18 protein-coding genes are annotated in these 21435 nt (G+C 44.5%); 11 read left to right on the forward strand and 7 right to left on the reverse strand.

Annotated elements, in window-relative coordinates; translation table 11 throughout:
• Positions 1–122 precede the first annotated feature (122 nt).
• Together R7O03_RS03105 and R7O03_RS03110 are read left to right on the forward strand one after the other, a co-directional pair.
• Positions 123–1022: a LysR family transcriptional regulator gene (locus tag R7O03_RS03105; protein WP_005375112.1), complete on the forward strand. Its 900-nt coding sequence runs from the start codon at positions 123–125 to the stop codon at positions 1020–1022.
• Between the two features lie 120 nt (positions 1023–1142).
• A complete protein-coding gene (locus R7O03_RS03110; protein WP_318131455.1) occupies positions 1143–3176 on the forward strand; it encodes a prolyl oligopeptidase family serine peptidase in 2034 nt (677 codons plus the stop codon).
• Between the two features lie 242 nt (positions 3177–3418).
• Here the strand turns inward: R7O03_RS03110 and R7O03_RS03115 are convergent, their stop codons facing one another.
• A complete protein-coding gene (locus R7O03_RS03115) occupies positions 3419–5050 on the reverse strand; it encodes an ABC transporter ATP-binding protein (RefSeq protein ID WP_318131457.1) in 1632 nt (543 codons plus the stop codon).
• Positions 5051–5135: 85 nt separating this feature from the next.
• Positions 5136–5633 carry a hypothetical protein gene (locus tag R7O03_RS03120; RefSeq protein WP_017635485.1) on the reverse strand — a complete coding sequence of 166 codons (498 nt, stop codon included), beginning with the start codon at positions 5631–5633 and terminating at the stop codon, positions 5136–5138.
• A gap of 187 nt (positions 5634–5820) precedes the next feature.
• Here R7O03_RS03120 and R7O03_RS03125 point away from each other — a divergent pair, with 187 nt between their 5' ends.
• From R7O03_RS03125 to R7O03_RS03135, 3 genes are all read left to right on the forward strand, one after another.
• Positions 5821–8181 carry a Lon protease family protein gene (locus tag R7O03_RS03125; protein WP_005375118.1) on the forward strand — a complete coding sequence of 787 codons (2361 nt, stop codon included), beginning with the start codon at positions 5821–5823 and terminating at the stop codon, positions 8179–8181.
• A gap of 293 nt (positions 8182–8474) precedes the next feature.
• Positions 8475–10103, forward strand: a complete 1629-nt coding sequence (locus tag R7O03_RS03130; protein ID WP_005375120.1) for a methyl-accepting chemotaxis protein — start codon at positions 8475–8477, stop codon at positions 10101–10103.
• 397 nt (positions 10104–10500) lie between these two features.
• Positions 10501–11481 (forward strand): porin, encoded by a 981-nt coding sequence (locus tag R7O03_RS03135; RefSeq protein WP_025768571.1) that lies wholly within the window; start codon positions 10501–10503, stop codon positions 11479–11481.
• Positions 11482–11605: 124 nt separating this feature from the next.
• Here the strand turns inward: R7O03_RS03135 and R7O03_RS03140 are convergent, their stop codons facing one another.
• Positions 11606–12352 (reverse strand): flagellar brake protein, encoded by a 747-nt coding sequence (locus R7O03_RS03140; RefSeq protein WP_411977459.1) that lies wholly within the window; start codon positions 12350–12352, stop codon positions 11606–11608.
• 127 nt (positions 12353–12479) lie between these two features.
• Between R7O03_RS03140 and R7O03_RS03145 the strand changes: the two genes are divergently transcribed.
• Together R7O03_RS03145 and R7O03_RS03150 are read left to right on the forward strand one after the other, a co-directional pair.
• On the forward strand, positions 12480–12755 hold the full coding sequence (locus R7O03_RS03145) for a GNAT family N-acetyltransferase (protein WP_017635482.1): 276 nt from the start codon (positions 12480–12482) through the stop codon (positions 12753–12755).
• A complete protein-coding gene (locus R7O03_RS03150) occupies positions 12752–13729 on the forward strand; it encodes a phosphotransferase (protein WP_318131478.1) in 978 nt (325 codons plus the stop codon). The genes R7O03_RS03145 and R7O03_RS03150 overlap by 4 nt, the downstream gene beginning before the upstream one ends.
• A gap of 46 nt (positions 13730–13775) precedes the next feature.
• Here R7O03_RS03150 and R7O03_RS03155 read toward each other — a convergent pair whose 3' ends face one another.
• Positions 13776–14276: a GNAT family N-acetyltransferase gene (locus R7O03_RS03155; protein ID WP_205391367.1), complete on the reverse strand. Its 501-nt coding sequence runs from the start codon at positions 14274–14276 to the stop codon at positions 13776–13778.
• Between the two features lie 395 nt (positions 14277–14671).
• Here R7O03_RS03155 and napG point away from each other — a divergent pair, with 395 nt between their 5' ends.
• From napG to R7O03_RS03175, 4 genes are all read left to right on the forward strand, one after another.
• A complete protein-coding gene (gene napG / locus R7O03_RS03160) occupies positions 14672–15442 on the forward strand; it encodes a ferredoxin-type protein NapG (RefSeq protein ID WP_005383947.1) in 771 nt (256 codons plus the stop codon).
• Entirely contained in the window at positions 15442–16296 is an 855-nt protein-coding gene (napH, locus tag R7O03_RS03165; protein ID WP_047104522.1) for a quinol dehydrogenase ferredoxin subunit NapH, read from the forward strand. Before napG ends, napH begins: the two co-directional genes overlap by 1 nt.
• Before the next feature lie 199 nt (positions 16297–16495).
• The gene (locus tag R7O03_RS03170) at positions 16496–17677 is read left to right on the forward strand and encodes an MFS transporter (protein ID WP_005375129.1); all 1182 of its coding nucleotides are present in this window, start codon (positions 16496–16498) and stop codon (positions 17675–17677) included.
• A 206-nt stretch (positions 17678–17883) separates the two neighbouring features.
• Positions 17884–18165 (forward strand): YrhK family protein, encoded by a 282-nt coding sequence (locus R7O03_RS03175; protein ID WP_025768568.1) that lies wholly within the window; start codon positions 17884–17886, stop codon positions 18163–18165.
• Positions 18166–18287: 122 nt separating this feature from the next.
• Here the strand turns inward: R7O03_RS03175 and R7O03_RS03180 are convergent, their stop codons facing one another.
• The 3 genes from R7O03_RS03180 to R7O03_RS03190 are packed head-to-tail and all read right to left on the reverse strand — an operon-like array spanning position 18288 to position 21418.
• Entirely contained in the window at positions 18288–19127 is an 840-nt protein-coding gene (locus R7O03_RS03180; protein WP_005383942.1) for an energy-coupling factor transporter transmembrane component T family protein, read from the reverse strand.
• Positions 19124–20863 (reverse strand): ABC transporter ATP-binding protein, encoded by a 1740-nt coding sequence (locus R7O03_RS03185; protein ID WP_213968260.1) that lies wholly within the window; start codon positions 20861–20863, stop codon positions 19124–19126. The genes R7O03_RS03180 and R7O03_RS03185 overlap by 4 nt, the downstream gene beginning before the upstream one ends.
• A 6-nt stretch (positions 20864–20869) precedes the next feature.
• The gene (locus tag R7O03_RS03190) at positions 20870–21418 is read right to left on the reverse strand and encodes an ECF-type riboflavin transporter substrate-binding protein (RefSeq protein WP_005375133.1); all 549 of its coding nucleotides are present in this window, start codon (positions 21416–21418) and stop codon (positions 20870–20872) included.
• Positions 21419–21435 lie beyond the last annotated feature (17 nt).

The following is a 21435-nucleotide window of genomic DNA, read 5'->3' on the forward strand; positions in this document are numbered from 1 at the left end:
TCCGCTGTAGAGGTGACTTTTTGTTGTAATGGTTTTGTTAATTTGGCGTGAATTTACTCCTTTATTTTTTGTTGATATAGGGAAATAATGAAAATAATTAATTCCAAAAGTGACATAATGGTATGAGAGCAGACGACTTAATCCTATTTTCTCAAGTAATCGAACTTGGCAGCTTTAGCAAGGTTGCAGAGGCAAATAACCTTACAAATTCGGTAGTTAGCAAAAGAATGGCGAGGTTGGAGGAAGAAATAGGGGCTCAGCTATTATATCGAACAACGCGCAAATTAACCTTGACCGAGGCAGGTAAGGTGTTACTCCACAGTGCTAAAAATGTGAAGCAGGCCACTCAGGAGGCTATGGATGCTGTTGCAGGCTTTGGAGAGAATGTGAGCGGTCATATAAAAATGTCCGTACCGTGTATCTCTGGAGATTTGATACTTGCTGATGCTGTTGCCGAGTTTTGTAACCTTCATCCGGGTCTGACCGTGGACATGTCATTGGATAACCGCTTTGTCGATTTAGTGGCTGATGGTTACGACTTAGTCATTCGAACTGGCTACCTAGCCGACTCCAGTTTGATCGCACGACATATTCTCGATTCCCAATGGGTGGTATGCGCGTCCCCTTCATATATCGCTAAAAATGGGAAACCGATCGAGCCGATTGATCTCACCACGCACAATTGTCTGCAATACGCTTACCAAACCACAGGTGCAACGGATTGGGAGTTTAAAGGAGAAGATGGCAATTACATCGTCAAAGTATCGGGCTGCTTTTCTACTGATAACGCGACCGCATTACGTAAAGCCGCTCTGGGCGGACATGGTATTGCTTACGTCCCGCGCTGCTTGGTGTATCACGATATTCGTAATGGTCAACTGGTGGATATTTTTCCTGAATTAGTAGGTAAAAAGTTGGGTATCTACGCGGTGTATCCGTTTACTCGTCAACCACCGAACAAAGTGAAGCTGCTTATTGAGCACATTCGTGACCGATACTTAACGATATCTCATTATTTCTAGGTTCTTCATAGATTTAAAACAATGTCGTTGAAATCAAAATTGGGTGCTCTAAGGTAATCACCGCAATAAAACGATTGAAGATAAACAACTTAATAAAAACAACGGAGTAACACGGACGTTATGCATTACCCAAAAACACGCAAAGATTCTGTCGTGGACACTTATTTTGGTCACGACATTGCCGACCCTTATCGCTGGTTAGAAGATGATCGAAGTGAAGAAACCGCACAATGGGTTTCGGGTCAAAATTCGGTCACCTTCGATTTCCTTGGTCAGATACCGTACCGCCAACAAATCCGTGACTTAGTGGCGAACAGTCAAAACTACGAAAAATATTCCCAGCCATTTGTACGTGGTGACTACACCTACTTCTACAAAAACGACGGTTTGCAAAACCAAAGCGTATTGTATCGACGTAAAGGCGAGGGAGAAGCCGAGGTTTTCCTTGATCCAAATACTTTCTCCGAAGAGGGCACGACCTCTCTTGGCGAAGTCAGCTTCTCTAAAGACTACCGTTTGGTCGCGTATTCCATCTCGGAAGGGGGCAGTGATTGGCGTAAGATCTTTGTCATTGATACGGAAACCAAAGAACAGTTAGAGCCTGAGATTGTTGATGCGAAGTTTACGTCGATTTCTTGGCTGGGCAGCAAAGGCTTCTATTACTCAAGCTACGATAAGCCGCAAGGCAGCGAGTTGTCTGCTCGAACTGAGCATCACAAGCTTTATTATCATGAACTTGGTACACCTCAATCTGAAGATAAAGTGATTTTCGGTGAGTTGGATACGCAAGTTCATCGTTATGTGTCTGGTACGACGACGACAGATGATCGCTTCCTCATTATCTCTGGCGCAGAATCTACATCGGGTAATCGTCTGTTTTATATTGATTTACAGTCTGAGTTACAGGCAATTGTGACGCTGCGCGAGACAACGCAAGGCGACACCTACTTAATTGATAGCCAAGACGCAACCTTGCTGCTTTACACCAACCTAGACGCGCCGAATGGCAAAGTTGTCAGCTACAACACTCAGACAGAACAATGGGCTGACGTGATTGCTGAACAAGAACAGCCGTTAGAAATCAGCAAAGGTGGCGGTTATCTGTTTGCGACTTATATGGTAGATGTGCTTTCTAAAGTGCAGCAGTTTAACTACCAAGGTGAGTGGATTCGAGATGTACAATTGCCGGGAGAAGGCACGGCTTATGGTCTGGCGGGTAAAAAAGAAGAAACCACACTTTATTACACATTTACTAACTACGTGACGCCTCCGACGATCTTCTCATTTGATGTCGAATCTGGTGAATCGACACTGTTTCAGGAATCAAAGGCACCGTTCGATCGTAATGAGTATGAATCAAAACAGGTGTTTTACACCTCAAAAGACGGCACGCAAGTTCCGATGATCATTTCATACAAGAAGGGCATTGCACTTGATGGTAGAGCACCAACCATGTTGTATGGTTACGGCGGTTTTAACATCAGCCTCACTCCAATGTTTTCTGGCAATGTAGCCAACTGGCTAGAGTTGGGTGGTATATACGCTGTCGCCAACATGCGAGGCGGCGGTGAATATGGTAAAGCTTGGCACAACGCAGGCACTCAGCAGCAAAAGCAAAACGTGTTTGATGACTTTATTGCGGCGGCGGAATACCTGATTGAAAACGACTACACTAGCTCGGATCGCCTAGCGATTCGCGGTGGTTCTAATGGTGGTTTGTTAGTTGGAGCGTGTATGACGCAACGCCCTGAACTATTCAAAGTCGCGCTGCCTGCGGTTGGCGTGCTTGATATGCTGCGTTATCACACGTTTACGTCTGGAGAAGGCTGGAAGTATGACTATGGCACGTCGGAGCAAAGTGAAGCGATGTTCCAATACTTGCTTGGTTACTCTCCTGTTCACAATGTAAAAGAAGGCGTGCGATATCCTGCTACCTTGGTGACAACTGCTGATCACGACGACCGAGTTGTGCCAGCACATTCGTACAAATTTATTGCGGAGCTGCAAGACAAACAGCAAGGCGCTAATCCAGTATTGATACGCATTGATGTTAATGCCGGTCATGGTGCAGGAATGCCGCTGAGTAAGCAAATTGACCTCACCACAGACGTGTATGCATTTACGTTACATAATATGGGTATTGAGTCGATTTAATGCCCTAGTTGTTCGAAGCTTCTGAGAATAAAAAAATGCCGCGACAGTGTCGCGGCATTTTTCATGGTTGGGGGAACTCAATTCATACTGTTTGCCAGTATTTGAGCCAGGTTGACTAAGTCTGACTCTTGAACCAACCAGTCTCGGCGGCCAAACCGAAAGGCAGCTACGCCATTCTTAAGACAAGATGAATTTATCACCTTTTCTTAATCCTAGTTTATGAATATGAAACTGTGATGAACCTAAGCCGCATTGTGCTGATTTTCACTGTTTTCAAGATCAAATGAGGCATCTATCAGTTTTTTCGTGTAGTCATTTTTAGGGTTTTGGAAAATCTTTTCGGCCGTACCTTGTTCCATGACCTCGCCCTTTTGCATGACTAGAACACGATCAGAGAGTGCTTTAACTACTGATAGATCGTGGCTAATAAACAAGTAGCCAATATTGTGTTTTTTCTGCAAATCTTTCAGAAGGTCAATCACTGTCAGTTGCACCGAGCGGTCTAATGCAGAGGTTGGCTCATCAAGCAGAATAAACGAAGGTTCAAGGATCAGTGCTCGCGCGATAGCAATACGCTGACGCTGGCCTCCTGAAAACTCGTGCGGATAACGGTTGATGGACGCGGGATCTAAGCGGACCTCACGGAGCACGTTGCGCGCTTTCTGCATACGTTCTTTTTTACTCAACATTGGTTGGTGGACAGTTAATCCTTCTGTGATGATCTCGCCGATAGTCATACGAGGAGAAAGCGAACCATAAGGGTCTTGGAATACCATCTGAACGTCTTTTTTCAGCTCAAAACGTTCTTTGTTTGTCAGCAAGGCCATATCTTGGCCTTTATATTCTATTTTGCCAGTTGAGGGCAGTAGACCTATCAAAGCTCGGCCGAGTGAAGACTTACCTGAACCGGACTCCCCAACGATCCCGAGGGTCTCTCCTTGTTTAAGCTCAAGAGAAATGCCTTTTACCGCTTCGAAGTACTCATTCTTGCTCGCAATAAAATGCGACTTTACCAAGAATTTGACTCGTATATCGTCGGCCTTTAAAAGCTGTGTAGCACTTTCGCTAATAGGCTCCTTACTGCCTTTAGGAATCGAGTTGATTAGCATACGTGTGTATTCGTGCTTTGGGTCCTCGAAGAGTATTTGCGTTTCGCCTTCTTCGACGACTTCTCCTTTACACATCACAATGACACGGTCTGCAAAGTGTTTTACGACGCCTAAGTCATGAGTAATAAATAGGATTGCCATGCCCATCTGAGCCTGAATTTCTTTAATCAGGTGCAACACTTCTGCTTGAACCGTGACATCCAACGCTGTTGTAGGTTCGTCGGCGATCAAAATATCGGGCTCGTTAATCAGTGCCATCGCAATCATGATGCGTTGCAATTGACCACCAGAAAATTCGTGTGGGTACTTGTTGTACGCTTTTTCTGGGTTTGGCATATGAACCAATTCAAACAGCTCTAACACCTTTGCTTTTGCTGTTCGTCTGTCGACCGGGCGGTGACACATGATGGCCTCAGCGACTTGGATACCCACCCGCATGTACGGGTTTAGTGAGGTCATCGGCTCTTGAAAAATCATGCCAATGCGATCACCGCGAATACTTTGCATTTCACGCTCTGCTTTATCCAAGACGGAGCTACCCTCGAACATGATGGATGAGTTTTCATGCAAAATAGCGTTGTCTGGCAGTAGTTTCATCAGTGCATTGGTTGATACTGACTTGCCAGAGCCAGATTCGCCAACGATGGACAGCGTCTCGCCTGCTTTTAAATCGAAGCTAACATTCTTTACTGCATCGACGATCCCATCGTTTGTCGTAAAGCTGACTGATAGGTTGTTCACCGAAAGAATGGTTTTAGAAGACATCACAGATCCTTGTGGTTGATAAAGCAAATGATACTCAAGCAATGGACAGTACAAACCTAGCTGGCCTCAATGCTTGAGCTTTAGATTAATTATACAGGTGAGAAGGCGAAGCTTTTGCCGAACTCATTGCTTGCAAATGTAAGAACTGCTCATGCGCGCGCGTTACGTGCTCGAGTTCTATCATCCATTGAGCATTACGTTGGGCAGAGCAAAATGCCGCCATGTGAGCTAATAAGTCTTCGCTCTGTTGACCAAGTAGGTGACCTACGCGCTCAATCAGTTCATGGCTCTCTAGCTGCAAAAATTGAAATAGCGCGTAAGTTTGATTGAGTATTGAGAACGCATCATGCTGTAAGCCGAGTTTGTTGAGAATCTCTGATTGCGTCACGCTAGCATCTCTAAGTCCCGTAATGAGACATACAAATTGGCAAGGTTTAGTTTGTGCATTTTCTAGCGCTAAATGAATGTGGTTGGGTAGATTGTTGAGCACGTCGTCATATAAACGATGAGCTTCTGGCCAATGGCCTTGTTCCATCAGTTGCTCCGCTTTTAAGTAGCGCATCCAGCATTGCTCAATATTCATATCCATCTCCACAACATTTGATTTGTTTAGATATTAAATGAAATTGATTATCAATTGCAAGTGCGTGTTAATATCACTTATGTGTTCATAAAATGTCCAATCAATCTAGGGTGGAAGGTAAATCACTTAAAATTAAGCAAATAATCTCTACACTCAAATAACGAAAATAAGAAAAAAGGAAGTGGATATGGCAATACTAAGATTGGAAGCTAAGCAGCTATATTCTGTAGCAGATCTAGAGAATATGCCATGTAAGTCGACCAAGGAGTTACCTCCAATTGATGAAATCGTGGGCCAAGAGCGCGCGCAAAAAGCGGTCGAGTTTGCGATGTCCATCAAAGAGAAAGGGTATAACATCTACGCCATTGGTCAGAATGGACTAGGTAAACGCACCATGATCTTGCGCTATCTGAATCGTCACCAGCACGATGCAGCAGCCCTGTTTGATTGGTGTTACGTTGCGAACTTTGAGGATACCCGTACACCAAAGGTATTAAAGCTGCCTTGTGGTATCGGAAATAAGCTACGTGTTGATATTGAAGCTTTAATGGGCAAATTATTGAATGCTTTACCCCTAGCATTCGACAATGAAATGTACTTTAGCCGCGCTGAGCGATTAAAAAATCAATTGGCAGCTAAGCAACAAAACGAGCTGGATCGTATTAGCCGAGAGGCAAAAGAAAAAGGCATCAGCCTAACACTGACTACACAGGGGGATTATCAGTTTGTCGCCATGAACGGTGATGAGCTTCATACGGAAGAGTCTTTTGATGTACTAAGCAAAAAAGAACAAGAGCAATTCAGCGATGCTATTGATGAACTCGAAGTGCGATTGCGCTCGATGGTTCGTGAGCTTACGGAGTGGGAAGAGACATACAGCGATAAAATCAAAAAGCTCAATGATGAAGTGACGCTTGATGTGATTACTCACTTCATCAAAAAACTCAAAGTGGATTACGCGCAATATTCCGAAATCAAAACCTACTTAACTGAGCTGCAAAAAGATATTGTTGAAAACGCAGATATCTTCCTTGACCAAAGTGGCGAGCAAGGCGAAATTGCGACGGCATCCTTGGATAAAAAATTGCCACGTCGTTATAAAGTGAACGTCTTGGTAAGCCGTAAAAGCAGCGAATTTCCTATCGTTGTTGAAGAAAATCCCAACTATCATTCACTCTTCGGGTCGATTGAGACTGCCACTTTCAAGGGAACGGTGTTTACCGACTTCTCGCTGATTCGTGCAGGGAGCTTGCATAAGGCGAATGGCGGCGTTCTATTAATGGATGCTCAGAAAGTACTTGAACAGCCTTACGTTTGGGATGGTTTGAAGCGCGCATTGCGTGCTCGTCAATTGAGTTTTACGTCTCTAGAAAAAGAAGTCACATTGACGGGGGCGGTATCACTCGATCCTGAACCGATTCCGCTTGATATCAAAATTATCTTATTTGGTGATTACCGAACTTACCAATTACTCCAACATTACGATCCTGAGTTCAGCGAGTTGTTCCGTGTGACGGCAGATTTCGAAGACGAAATGAAACGTACGCCGGAGTCTGAGCTGCATTACGCGCGCTTTATCTCTAGCGTGGTGCATGACAACAATATGCTGCATTGCGATCGCAAAGCCATTGCTCGAATCATCGAATACAGCTCACGTTTGTCTGGCGACCAATCCAAGCTATCTCTGCATTCGGCTAATATCGCCAACTTGCTTCGAGAGTCGAACTACGTGGCTCGTCAAGCCAACTCCAACATGATTCGTATTGGGCATGTTGAAGAGGCGCTCAATAACCAAGAAATGCGAGTAAGCCGATTACGCGATAACGTAATGGAAACCTTTATTAACGGCACAACGCTGATTCGCACCGAAGGAGAAGCCGTAGGCCAAGTGAACGCACTTTCGGTATTGAGCACTAGTGACTACATGTTTGGTGCACCGAATCGCATCACAGCGACGACGTGTTACGGTGATGGGGATGTTATCGATATCGAGCGCAGCGTGGATTTGGGGGGCAGTATTCACTCTAAGGGCGTGATGATTTTGTCTGCCTACTTATCTTCCGTATTTGGTAAAACGGCACGAGTGCCATTAACGACAACCATTACCTTTGAGCAATCTTATGGTGGTGTTGATGGTGATAGTGCCAGCATGGCTGAGTTATGTGCGGTTGTGTCTGCTTTTTCAAAGCAACCAAACCGACAAGACATTGCGATAACAGGATCGATGAATCAATTTGGCCAAGCTCAGCCTATTGGTGGCGTAAACGAAAAGATCGAAGGCTTTTATGATGTGTGTGTAATTAAAGGTCGTCATGACGGGCAGGGGGTCATTATTCCGCGCTCTAATGTTCACAATCTGATGCTTCGTTCCGACATCGTGAAAGCAGTCGAAAAAGGCGAGTTTAATATTTGGGCGATTGACCATGTTACTGAAGCTATCGAATTGTTTACGGGGAAAGTTGCTGGTGAGCCAACTGATGAAGGTTCTTATCCAATCGATACCATTTTTGGCCTTGCTCAAGCTAAGCTCAATTCGTTGAGAAAATAGGCTGAAACCGTCCTAAATGTGAATGTATCTCATCATAAGTGATCATAATTTATCATAACGACAATATCCCGACGCTACTGTCGGGATGTTGTCAATAACAGATTGAAAATGGAGAGTTTTTGTACTAGACAAAAGTGTGATCGACCTCTAATATTCGCCACTTGTTTATTCGTCTGGGATTTATCCCGTCGCAAGGAAGCATAGATATTCAAACTGCCGAAAAGTAACGTTGTTATAGGCACTGCTCGAGTTTGTTTGGATATAGACATCACGCATACAACTGAGGCCCTGTCATGCAGTTATCACTGAAAAATTTGTCAGTACGAACGCAAATTTTGGTTCCGGTATTATTTACCGCGATTGTTTTGTTTATTGCTCTTTGGATTACTAAAAACAATCTTCAAGCAGAGCAAGATGTTATTGCTTCCAACCAAGAATCTTTGGTTTTTCACAAAGACACATTGGCGAGTATTGACGACCAAATTTACCCTCTGCGCATAAGCGCGGTTTACGCTATTTACGATGCTTCTCGTCGTGAGAATTTTCTAACCGAATTGAAAGAAGGCTTAAAGCAAGTTGATGCCGATTTAAGCGCAATTGAAGCCCGAAACCTATTCCGTGACGATGCCGTTAAAGTTCGCCAAGCAATTGAATCCTATGTGCGATATTCAGAGCGCTCAGTTGCTTTCTTCAACCAATACGATCAAGGTTTGAAATCGGATAGCGAGTACCGTGCATTTGTCAAAGAGTATCGCAATGTTGGCCGAGAAATGGTCCAACAAATTAACACGCTATCAAAGCATGTAAACGAGCAAGCTGAACAATCTACTATCAGAAGTCATCAGCAAAATGAACGTGTGCAAAATAACGCTATGTTGACGGTTTTAGCGGTATTTGCTTTCTCATTGATAGGCGCTTGGTTCCTATCTGGCATGATTGTTACACCAATCCAAAAGCTGCAAGAAGTGATGCGTCAGTTAGCAATGGGTAATCTATCAGTACGTGCAGATGTCGATGGGGACAATGAGATCTCTAAGCTGAGCAAAGATGTAAACCAAACCGCAGAGCAGTTATACAACACTGTGGACCAGTTAACCCGTATTAGTGAGGAAGTTGCATCTGCATCGACCGAATTAGCTGCGGTAATGACGCAAGCGGAAGCGAACGCTCAACAAGAGTTGGCGGAGATCGAGCAAGTTGCATCTGCGGTTAACGAGCTTGCAAGTACTGCGAATAATGTGAGTGATAACGCGACCTCTGCTGACGCAACAGCGCGTGAAGCTGATGGACTTGCTCAATCAGGTTTGGCTATCTTCCAAGAAAGTGCGGAAGCAAGTGCGCAAATGTCTCAAGCATTGAACGATGCAGCGCAAGTTGTTTTGCGTCTAAAAGAGCAATCTGTACAGATCAACGATGTTATTGAAGTGATTCGCGGCGTATCTGAGCAGACCAACTTGCTAGCATTGAATGCTGCGATTGAAGCGGCGCGAGCTGGTGAGTCTGGTCGTGGTTTTGCGGTAGTAGCTGATGAAGTACGCATGCTAGCAGCGCGTACTCAAGACTCGACACAAGAGATCCAAACGATCATTGAAGAGCTTCAAGCGCAGTCTGGGCTGGCGAATGACAGTATGCAAGTCAGCCTTGATATGCTTAGCCGCAACAACGAGCTGACGCAACAAGCGAATGAAGCGTTGGTTGGAATTACCGAGTCGGTCGCCAACATCAACGATTCAAACACGCAAGTAGCAACCGCAGCCGAAGAGCAGTCTCAAGTTACTCAAGATATCAATCGCAACGTGGTTAACATGTCGGAGCTTGTAAACCAAAATGTAGCGGGCATCAGCCAGAGTGCAAGTGCGAGTACTGAGCTTTCATTACTTGCAGAGAAGCAGAAAGAGCAATTAAGTTTCTTTAAGCTTTAATTCATCATCTACTTATCAAATCTCTAAATCCCTGAGTGAATGCTCAGGGATTTTTTTGTTTGTAATAATCGGATTTATTATCAATAAGTCTATCTAAAACAGTTAGTTAACAAGATTTTTTTGCGGGCAATGTCACGTTTTGTGATATTGTTTTTACATTTTTTTCGTCAATTTTTTTTTGACGCGAACATTTTTTTTAACTCAACCGATAACTTGATGGTTGAGAGGTATTCATATCGTCATTTTAAGTGGTGTTTTCTTCTATAAGCGCTGTTTATTCAACACGTTGCGTGAAAAATAACAACTGCTAATATGCCGCCAGTTTTCTCGTTGGTACAGAAAAGTCCTGTTTTTCTGGTGAGAAAATACATATAAAACAATGATATGGAAAATAACAATGAAATTAAAAACTTTAGCTGTAGCAGTGGCGCTAATGGCATCAGGATCTCAAGTTGTCGCTTCAGAACTATACAACCAAGATGGCACTTCTCTTGAGATGGGCGGCCGCGCTGAAGCGCGTCTTTCTATGATGGATGGTAAGGCAGAAGACCGTACTCGCATCCGTCTTAACTTCCTAGGCAAACAGGAAATCAATGAAAACCTATACGGCGTTGGTTTTTGGGAAGGTGAGTTTGTAACTAAAACTTATGATGTATTTGATTCTAAAGGTAACAAAGTTGGTGAGACAGATAGTCTTGAAACTCGTTACGCTTATGCGGGTCTGGGTGGCAAATACGGTGAAGTAACTTACGGTAAAAACGACGGCGCACTAGTGGTTCTTACTGACTTTACTGACATTATGGCTTACCACGGTAACACAGCAGCACTTAAACTGCCTGTTTCTGACCGTACAGATAACATGCTGTCTTACAAAGGCCAATTCGAGCAACTAGCTGTACGCGCTAGCTACCGTTTTGCTGATCGCACAACAGATGCACAAGGCTTTACAGACAACGAGGAAGATGGCTTCTCTCTATCTGGTGTTTACGCGTTTGCTAACACTGGTTTTGAACTAGGTGCTGGTTACGCAGATCAAAACGACAGCGATGAGTTCATGCTGGTAGCTGCATACTCTGTAGGTGACTTCTACTTCGCTGGTAACTACACTGGCGCGGATATGGATGTTGCAGGTAAGACTTTTGATTACAAAGGCTACGAACTAGCCGCTGCTTACACTATGGGTCAAACTGTATTCACTTCTACGTTCAACAAAGGTGAACTAGAAGACGCAGATACTGTAGAAAACCTAGCTGTTGATGTAACTTACTACTTCAAGCCTAACTTCCGTGGCTACGCATCATACAACTTCGATCTAATGGATAACGAAGGCGCGGCTGAAAAAGATGAGCTAGCGCTAGGTCTACGTTACGACTTCTAAGTCATGACTCTTATCTAAGATACTGCCTTATTCTTAGTAAATAAAAACCCCTTACTGAAAAGTAAGGGGTTTCTTGTTTTCTAGCACTTCAAAGCTTCTTGATAAGCGATAGGGGTTATCAAATCTATCTTTTTAGTGTGAGCTTAGTCCCATCAAATTTGAGGTGACTGAGGAGGTTTTTAGCGTTGTTTTTACCAACCTCATCAAACTCCATTCCGTAGCGAGCATAATGCGTTGATTTTTGTAAATTACAAATACGACCTCGCAACGGCGCTAGCATACGACTTTCTCCGGGCATCGTTAGATCCAATGAAACGTGGTCACCAACCTGAAGTGATCGGCTCATTGGTGATGTTACAAAACGACAGCCACTACGAGATAAATCTCTTATTTCGCATTCAGTTCGATAGGCTTCTAAACAAACACGCGCTCTCAAATTTACTTCGTAACGCACTTCTTTGCGAAGCTGAAAGACCTGCATAGTGTTGGGTAGGTCTAGCACCAAAATTGGGTACGGATCGCCTAGTCGATGCTGTAATTGGGCCCGAAATGGGATAACGGCCCCTTCACCTCGATGAGAGTAGGCTTTTACATTGATCCAAAAGCCTTCTTGAAAATAGAACTTCAAGTCTTCATCGGAGATGTTCGGAACCTCTATCAATGCTGTATTATTTGAGTGACAGCCAACAAATGTGCTGGTTGTAATAAACTTTGTACCAACGGGGGTGGTGACGTTTAAGCTCACTTCACTGCCATGTTCGACCATTGCCATTGCATCGGTGCTATTTAATGTACTTGCCTGACGTTCTGGTGCCTTCTTGCTTTGCAGAGGTAGCTTGCCGTCTCTGGCAATTGGGCTCATATTTCTCATTATAATTGTCGTACCTGATGTAAGAAGGTAATCGCGTGAGGCGAAGCAGCACTCTCGCATGGTATCGATTTTATTCAGTGATATAGTTTGATTCAATCAATCTGTAACAAAAATTAGAGAGCAAGATATGCATAAAGTAACTCATGAGACCACGAATAGTACATTCTGGGTTGATTTAGAGCAGGGTTATAAAGCCAAGGTGATTTATCAGCTTAAGGGTAATGTCATGCACATTACATCAACGGTTGTTCCTGAAGCACTGCGAGGTAAGGGGTACGGAAAAGTGATGATGGAAGCGGTGTTGCCAGAAATTGAGTCACTCGGTTATCAAATCAAACCAGTTTGCCCATATGTTATTCACTACATGGAGAAGAACCAAACGTGGTCACATCTGCTCGCATGATGAGTAACAACCACCAACGCTACCAAACTATTGGCCAGGAACTCAATCTCGGTATTTACCGCTCTGTAGAAGTCATACAATCGCTATGGGGAGGTTATGGGGAGTTAGTCCGAGTTACTTATTCTACTCGTTCGGTGATCATTAAGCATGTAAAACTCCCTAAGCCTTCAGAGCATCCTAGAGGCTGGAATACGGACCGTTCTCATCAAAGAAAGTTGCACTCTTATCAGGTGGAAGTGAATTGGTATGAGTATTTTTCCGGAGGGGTGGATACTCGCTGCCGAGTACCACAAGGTCTAAAAACGTTCCAATCGGAGAATGAATGGCTCATTGTGATGGAAGATCTCGCCGAGGTGGGCTTTCCAAAAGTCATCACAGATGCACAGCTAGAGCATCTACAAGCCTGCCTCACTTGGTTGGCGAACTTTCATGCGCGATACATCGATGTTCGTTCGGATAAGTTGTGGCATACCGGAACATACTGGCACTTAGCAACCAGACCCGACGAGCTTGAAGCATTGCAAGACACTGAGCTACAAAATGCGGCTCAATTGATTGATCAAACGCTTTCGCAAGCTAAGTTTAAAACACTAGTACACGGTGATGCCAAATTGGCGAACTTCTGTTTTGATGAAGAAGAATCAAGCGTTGCTGCGGTTGACTTTCAATACGTTGGATGTGGGTGTGCAATGAAAGATGTGGTACTGTTTATGAGTAGCGCCGTTAAGCCAGAACGTTGTGCAGAGATGGAAGTTTGGGTTTTGGATACGTATTTTGCTCAGTTGCAACACGCGCTAATGGTCTATCAACCGAATCTTGACCCTAATGAAGTCGAGCGTGAATGGCGTCCTTTGTTTGCTGTGGCTTGGGCAGACTTTCAGCGCTTTGTGAAAGGTTGGAGTCCCGACCACTGGAAGATCAATCCCTACACAGAAGCATTGACTCGCAGAGCGTTGGCTTACTTACGAAAGTGAGTCGAAGTTTAAAAAGAAAAGCCTCCAATTAGTAGGAGGCTTTGTTTTATCTTTGGCCTGGTCTGATGCGCGCCATGTAATAGGTATTGATGAATTCACCATCACGGAAGGAACCGTCAATCGCTTCACCTTCAATTTGAAATCCATGCTTTTTATAAAGCCCAATGGCGGCGTCGTTATCGGCATTGACCTCTATCTGAATTCTTCTCACATTTAACCAGTTATCTGCTAGTTCAGTGACTGTTTCTATCAATTTGCTACCAATACCGAGTCCATGGAAACTATCATGTACTCCGATGCCAAACGATGCCGTGTGCATCGTTCTTGGACGTAGAGAGTGGTGAAAGCCAATATTTCCGACGACTTTACCATCTATTTCAGCGACATAGCTATAAACACCATCAGGTATGTTTGACAATCTTTTCACCCACATCGCGAGCGAAGGCTTTGGGAGTTGCAGGGTTTCACGTTGTGCTTTTGGTTGTGAATAGATTTCTACGAGTGCCGCTGCGTCTTCGACGGTCGTTGGACGTACGATAATTTCCATGCATCTCTCCTTCGCTTTTTAGTTTTAATTTTTAATCTAACCACAGTTTTCTTATTTGGATAGTGTTTTTTTATGTTTAATGGATAAATACCTTTTAAATTAGCTTGTTATGATGTCTTTTTTTGAATTTTTAGTAGTGATTTGTCATCGAATTGAACGAGTAGATTGCAAAGCTGTTGAATTATTGTACTGAGAATAGCGCGTACTGCAGAGTATCGTGGTGAATTTCATGTCGCAGTAAATAAACGCATTTAGTCAAACTGTGACGACGGCACTGTGCGCCAGTTGACTTGAATCAATAGAGGATGGGGTTACCTCCTATGAGGTATAGGGAAACGACACGTTTAGGGCTATTTATGCTTAACTTGATAAGGGAGTTTTGTTGAGGAAATAGCATGAAATCCTCTCAGTCTAAAATATCGCAAAGTCGGCGCCGATTTTTGCGTGATACAGCTCGAACTGCGGCTGGTGTTGGCGCAGCTGCGTGTGTATTGGGCTTACAATCGCTACAAAGCCAAGCTCGAGAAACCAAAGGTGTGCCTATTCGTCCGCCTGGTGCACTGCCGGAAGGCGATTTCGAATCAGCTTGTATTCGATGTGGCTTGTGTGTTCAGGCATGTCCTTACGATACCTTGAAACTTGCGACATTACTTTCACCCGTCGCGACTGGCTCACCTTACTTTACTGCACGCGATATTCCCTGCGAAATGTGCGAAGACATTCCTTGTGTTGTCGCTTGTCCGAGTGGGGCGCTGGATCCGAAACTAACCGATATTGATGATGCTCGAATGGGTACAGCGGTTCTTATTGATCATGAAACTTGCCTTAACTGGCAAGGGTTACGATGCGACGTTTGTTATCGCGTTTGTCCGCTGATTGATGAAGCCATCACGTTAGAGATGGTTCACAACGACCGAACCGGCTATCACGCCAAACTTATCCCTACAGTGAATTCCGAAGTGTGTACCGGATGTGGTAAGTGTGAACAAGCGTGCGTGTTGGATGTCGCTGCTATTAAAGTTGTCCCGACGGATTTGGCGAAAGGCAAAGTGGGCAGCCACTACAATTTTGGTTGGAAAGAGATCGACAAACCACTCGAAAATATCCTCCCTAGTGAGACGCCTGTGCCGGAAGGTGCGCTTGAATCGCTAAAAGGAGGTAAGTAATGGCAAAGAATTTAGCTCAAAATGCTGGCAAAGAAGCGCTTGAAAAGCTTGGTTGGTGGCGCGCGCATCGGTTTTTGATTTTACGTCGGCTATGTCAGTTCACCATCATTGCGCTATTTATGGCTGGGCCGACGCTGGGAATTCTAACTGGTAATCTGTCATCAAGTATGTTGCTCGATACCGTGCCGTTAAGTGACCCGTTAATTGTGCTTCAAGCTTTGGCGACAGGGCATGTTCCGGAGTTTAATGCGTTGTTAGGCGTAGTGATTGTCGTGGTGTTTTACGCGATTTTGGCGCCGCGCGCATTTTGTGCTTGGGTGTGCCCGTTGAACATCGTGACAGACTTGGCGGCGTGGTTGCGTCGAAAGTTCAACATTAAAGCGAGCTATCGTTGGTCTCCCATGATTCGTTATTGGCTGATCCCTGTTTTGATGTTGGGCAGTGCGCTGTCTGGCGCAATTCTTTGGACATGGTTAGATCCAGTGGCGGCACTGCATCGCGGGTTGGTGTTTGGTATGGGCGCAGGTTGGGTGTTGATCGCCCTGGTGTTCGTGTTGGATTTACTCTTGGTTGAGCATGGGTGGTGTGGGCACTTATGTCCACTGGGGGCTACCTATGGCGTCATAGGCCGAAAAAGCCTGTTGCGCGTTACTGCTGTTCGCCGCGAAGATTGCACCAAATGCATGGATTGCTTTTACGTTTGCCCAGAACCAGAAGTGCTTCGGCAGCCTTTGAAAGAGGGAGATCGTCGAGTTATGGATCAAAACTGCATTAGCTGTGGTCGTTGTTTGGATGTATGTCCAGAACATGTGTTTGAATTTAAAAATCGCCTATCAGTAAAAGTCATTGATTAAGCCACTGAGCACATTTACTCATGCTTTATTTCTCTTGATACTTGAACATCGCGCTTAGCCAAGGAGTTAAGTGCGATGTTTATCTTCATAACAATATTCCTCAGCCATATCTGCTTGCTCTGGGCTGAAAATAATAATGATATTGCGAATTTGTTACATTTAAAGCTATGATGATGCCTTCATATTTAAAGGAAACATCATGACTACCTCATCGCACGGCTGGAGAACGCCGCAAAATTTCCTCCTGTTAATTTCCATTATCGTGCCCATTGCTTTTTCTACCTGGATGGCGTTGTTGAACAACTTTGTTATCGAGAAAGCAAACTTTGATGGTGCCGACATAGGCTTATTGCAAAGTGTGCGTGAAATTCCGGGTTTTTTGGCCTTTACCGCCGTGTTTGTATTGCTGTTTATCCGAGAGCAACGCTTTATGCTCGTCTCTTTGGCGATGCTTACGCTTGGTACGGCATTAACAGGTTATTTTCCCACTTTGTACGGTCTACTTTTTACAACCTTGTTAATGTCCACCGGCTTCCATTACTTTGAAACACTCAAGCAGTCTTTGTCTTTACAATGGCTATCTAAAGAAGAAGCGCCAGAAATGCTGGGTAAGTTTATTTCTGTTGGAGCTTTGGCTTCTCTGTTTACCTACGGCGCCATTTGGGTTTCGCTCGAACAGCTCAAACTTGATTTTAAAACGGTCTATTTAATGGCTGGTGGTTTAGGTTTTGTGCTCATTTTGGTGATGGCATTTGCCTTCCCACAATTTAAGACAAAAGTTCCTCAGAACAAGAAGCTCATCCTGCGTAAACGTTACTGGTTATACTATGCGCTTACGTTTATGAGTGGAGCACGCCGTCAAATTTTTACGGTATTCGCTGGTTTCTTGATGGTAGAGAAGTTTGGTTACTCCGCCGCAGACATTACGTTGCTGTTCCTGATTAACTATGTCTTTAACTTCTTGTTTGCGAAGCGAATAGGCCGTTTTATCGGCGTTGTTGGTGAGCGCAAAGCGTTGATGTTTGAATACGTCGGTTTGATCTTCGTGTTCGTCGGGTACGGTTTGGTGCAAACGGCAGAGTGGGCGGCAGCATTGTATGTTGTCGATCATTTATTTTTCGCGTTAGCGCTTGCGATTAAAACCTACTTCCAGAAAATTGCCGATCCTGCCGATATGGCGTCGACCGCAGGCGTTGCGTTTACGATTAACCATATTGCTGCAGTTGTAATACCTGTTACGTTTGGTGTCATCTGGCTTGTTTCACCTGCGAGCGTATTTTACATCGGCGCTGGTATGGCAGCAGTGAGCTTGCTGTTGTCACTCAATATTCCAGCGAAGCCGGAAGAAGGCAACGAAACTCGCTTGTTGAAGTGGAGTTAAGTTGGTACTCACTATCTAATCATTAAAGCGAATACCTGTAATTAGACTCGCTGAAAAGGGTGCTTATGCGCCCTTTTCTTTTTATTGCAAATAGATAATACCCCCAATGGTTGTCAATGCATGCTACGTCCGTTAGGGTTTAGAACTAAGTATTTCGAAATAACTTGGGCATAACTGACGCGAAACAATAAGAGGGGAGCTATACAGTGCAGATACATGGCAGAGAGTTGGATTTAGATCTAGGAAGCCGTCACATCGTTATTCAGCGCCGCTATGAGGCGTTAGGTGCTGCAAACGACCTACTCATTGCTATTTGGTTTTTAATTGGTAGCTTTTTCTTTTTGAATGATTCGTTGATTGAAAGTGGTACTTGGCTTTTCATTGTGGGCAGTGCGCAGTTGATCATTAAGCCCCTGATAAAACTGATGAGTTTAGTTCATGTTGGTCGTTTAAATAAGCAACTTTCTGGCACATCAGCGAGCCGCTGAAATTACCGCTTCTTTTGAACACTCGCAAGCAAGAAGCCAACAGGCGAGTTATCGAGGGGAAAGACGGAAGATAACGTGGTCACAACACTAACCACGTTATGTTCAGTTTGAAGCTTCAGAATTTAAAACGGATACCAGAACAGTTGTGTGTCCATCACACGCTTGCTGATCGCAGCAATCACTATCACCGCAATCCCAGCCATGCAGATCATATCGGCTTTGGTCAGTGGTTTTAAGCTGTACCAAGTGCGAGAGGAGTGGCGGCCAAAACCACGTAGCGTCATCGCGTTTGAGATTTGATCGGCTCTGTCTAAACTAGAGAAAATCAGAGGTCCAAGAATCTTCGCGACGTTCTTCATACGATTGAACAACGGAGCCTTCTTGCTCAGTTCTACTCCGCGTGCTTGTTGCGCGTGCATGATGTTAACAAAGTCCTTTTTCACTTCCGGCAAGTAGCGCAGCGTTAAGCTTACGGCATAGGCGATTTTGTAAGGCACACCTAAACGGTTCAAGCTGGCTGAAAACTCTGTCGGATGAGTGGTAAATACAAACACCAATGCGATTGGGAACATGCTGAAGTACTTCAACGTCACTGTTACTAGGTAAAACAATGTCTCTTGAGTGAGCGAGTAATTACCGGGTAACGAGAGTAAAACCGTTGATGAACCCATGAACTCAGTACCTTGTTGCGGTGCTAACGCGAACATAAACAGGGCATTGATCAGTAATACCGTACCTGTACCGAATAACAGCGGTTTGTAGACATGAAAGGGCACTTTGGTCATTTTCAATAAGCCCAAACCCAGCACGATCAACAGCGCGATGATTCGCAAGTCAAATGTGGTCAATACCACCGTTACCCAAGCAATGAAAAGCAAGAACTTAGTAATGCCATTCAACTTATGAAGTGGCGATTGGGTATCGATGTAGTTGATACCAAACTTCATCTTATTGTCTTTCATGCCACCGCTTTCTCTAGTTGGTTTACGTCGTCGCTTTTTTGTTGGCGGTGCGCTTTTTCTACATTGATAAAGTGCTGCATAAAGCCATTGGTGTCCTCGATACCAACTTTCGTAGCCAACTCAAACAAACTTGTGGTAGTGAGGTTTGTTTGGTCTAGTAGCTCTGGACTGCTGAATACCTGCGTCATTGGTGCATCCGCGACTAATTTACTGTCTGCAATCACGATAGAGCGCGAGGTGTATTCCAACACTAAATGCATGTCATGAGAGATGATCATTACGGTTACGCCCAACTCGCGATTGAGCTTTTCGATGAAACTCAGCATAGACGTGTAGTTTCGATAGTCCTGACCTGCCGTCGGTTCATCAAGGATCAGAAGCTCTGGTTCCAAGACCAAAATTGACGCAATGGTTACGCGCTTTTTCTGGCCGTAGCTCAATGCTTCGATTGGCCAGTGACGGTATTTGCTCAAACCGCACAGCTCTAGGACTTCAAGTACTTTAGCGTCGATTTGTTTCTCTTCAACGCCACGATTACGGAGGCCGAAGGCCACTTCGTCGAAAATCATGTGATGGGAAATCATGTGATTCGGGTTTTGCATCACCACACCCACTTTCTGGCTACGCTCGAAGATGGTCAGTTCGTTAAGATCTTGACCATTCATGCTCATTGAGCCGCTATCCGCTTCAATAACGCCCATAATCAGTTTGGTGATGGTCGATTTACCCGAGCCATTTTTGCCAAGTACAGAGACAAACTCGCCACACTTGATGTCAAAACTCACGTCTTCTAACGCGTTTTTCTCACCGTCGTAAGAATAGGTGAGGCCACGGACTTCAAGCAAAGTCTCGGCTGGCGTTTTAGGTGGTTGTGCTGTTGAACCATCAAACCATGCTTGTACCGCTGGTTTATATTGCTCCAACGGTAAGGTAGTTAAGCTAGAAGGTTTTGCATCGCCCTCAATCGCGCAGCCTGCTTCTTTCAGTGCTGAAATATAAAGCGGTTCGCGGATGCCGTAATCTTCTAGTAGAGGCGACGCTAAAATTTCATCTGGCGTTGTATCGGTAATGATTTCGCCGCTTTCCATCAAGATAATACGGTCAACTGAGCAATGCAGAACGTCTTCAAGACGATGCTCAATGATTACTATGGTTTTGTCCGTTTCGCGGTGTAGATCATCGATGATCTCGATGGTTTTTTTACCCGTTTTAGGGTCAAGCGCAGCTAGTGGTTCATCAAACAAAAGGATATCGACGTCATCGACGAGAATGCCCGCCAAAGAAACACGCTGTTTCTGCCCGCCAGATAAATCGTGGGGAGAGCGATCTAACATCTGTTCCAAGTCGACCATTTTGGCCGTGGCTTTGACCAATGGGTACATGTCGATATTTGAAGTTAGCTGGTTTTCCAGCGCAAATGCAATGTCTTCGCCAATGCTCAAACCGACAAATTGGCTGTCCGTATCTTGGAGTACGGTGCCAACTTGCTCAGTGTATTGGTGCATGTCGAAAGGGGCGGTGTCTTGACCATTGATGGTCAATGTTCCACTGGTTTCCCCTTTGATTGCGTGTGGGATCAGTCCGTTAAGACATTGCCCAAGAGTAGATTTACCACTACCACTTGGACCGATAATGACGATTTTCTCTCCTTTCTCTATCCTTAGATTGATATTTTTTAGCGTCGGTTTGTCCAGCGACTCATATCTAAAAGAGAAGTTAGAAAATTCGATTGTCATTCGACATTAAGCCTCTGTTAAGTTACGGCTTTGCTTGTTACGTTTAGCGACAGACTTAAGAATGAAGAAGCCAACAATAGCAATAAGAATGGTGTTACCGATCGCGATAATAGAAAGCTGGGTAAACACTTTAGTGAACGGTTCTGCGTATAAAATCGTGTCGAGGAATGCAGAGCAACCGTAACCAAATACGTTGCCTAATAGCGCAAGTACTACGAATAACGCGAAGTCTTTCATATTGAAATCACCTTTCTCCAAACGGTAGCGCGTTAGAGAAGGGAATAGACCGATAATCAAACCAACAATACCTGAACCAAGTACCCAAGTGAGCCATACGCCCCAACCTGCAAATAGGTCAGTAACCCAGTGACCAATAAAACCAACCAAGAAGCCAACAAGTGGTCCAAATAGTACTGAGAACAATGCTAATACTGCCATTGCTGGTTTTAGCGTTGTGTTTGCAAACACAGGGATGCCAAACATAGGTAAGCCGCCGATACCGTAAAGAGCAGCACCGATTGCAATAACCACAACAGTTTTAGCGGAAAGATTCATAGATAACCTCAGTTCAA

This window comes from Vibrio sp. Vb2960 (assembly GCF_033337665.1).
GTDB lineage: Bacteria > Pseudomonadota > Gammaproteobacteria > Enterobacterales > Vibrionaceae > Vibrio > Vibrio alginolyticus.

Bases quoted from the DNA above. Each gene is read 5' to 3' on its own strand.
- R7O03_RS03110 (WP_318131455.1), top strand. From the start codon at position 1,143: ATGCATTACCCAAAAACACGCAAAGATTCTGTCGTGGACACTTATTTT.
- R7O03_RS03170 (WP_005375129.1), top strand. From the start codon at position 16,496: ATGACTACCTCATCGCACGGCTGGAGAACGCCGCAAAATTTCCTCCTG.
- R7O03_RS03185 (WP_213968260.1), bottom strand. From the start codon at position 20,863: ATGACAATCGAATTTTCTAACTTCTCTTTTAGATATGAGTCGCTGGAC.
- R7O03_RS03140 (WP_411977459.1), bottom strand. From the start codon at position 12,352: ATGAGAAATATGAGCCCAATTGCCAGAGACGGCAAGCTACCTCTGCAA.
- napH (WP_047104522.1), top strand. From the start codon at position 15,442: ATGGCAAAGAATTTAGCTCAAAATGCTGGCAAAGAAGCGCTTGAAAAG.
- R7O03_RS03130 (WP_005375120.1), top strand. From the start codon at position 8,475: ATGCAGTTATCACTGAAAAATTTGTCAGTACGAACGCAAATTTTGGTT.
- R7O03_RS03125 (WP_005375118.1), top strand. From the start codon at position 5,821: ATGGCAATACTAAGATTGGAAGCTAAGCAGCTATATTCTGTAGCAGAT.
- R7O03_RS03180 (WP_005383942.1), bottom strand. From the start codon at position 19,127: ATGAAAGACAATAAGATGAAGTTTGGTATCAACTACATCGATACCCAA.
- R7O03_RS03150 (WP_318131478.1), top strand. From the start codon at position 12,752: ATGATGAGTAACAACCACCAACGCTACCAAACTATTGGCCAGGAACTC.
- napG (WP_005383947.1), top strand. From the start codon at position 14,672: ATGAAATCCTCTCAGTCTAAAATATCGCAAAGTCGGCGCCGATTTTTG.
- R7O03_RS03120 (WP_017635485.1), bottom strand. From the start codon at position 5,633: ATGAATATTGAGCAATGCTGGATGCGCTACTTAAAAGCGGAGCAACTG.
- R7O03_RS03115 (WP_318131457.1), bottom strand. From the start codon at position 5,050: ATGTCTTCTAAAACCATTCTTTCGGTGAACAACCTATCAGTCAGCTTT.
- R7O03_RS03105 (WP_005375112.1), top strand. From the start codon at position 123: ATGAGAGCAGACGACTTAATCCTATTTTCTCAAGTAATCGAACTTGGC.
- R7O03_RS03145 (WP_017635482.1), top strand. From the start codon at position 12,480: ATGCATAAAGTAACTCATGAGACCACGAATAGTACATTCTGGGTTGAT.
- R7O03_RS03155 (WP_205391367.1), bottom strand. From the start codon at position 14,276: ATGGAAATTATCGTACGTCCAACGACCGTCGAAGACGCAGCGGCACTC.
- R7O03_RS03135 (WP_025768571.1), top strand. From the start codon at position 10,501: ATGAAATTAAAAACTTTAGCTGTAGCAGTGGCGCTAATGGCATCAGGA.
- R7O03_RS03190 (WP_005375133.1), bottom strand. From the start codon at position 21,418: ATGAATCTTTCCGCTAAAACTGTTGTGGTTATTGCAATCGGTGCTGCT.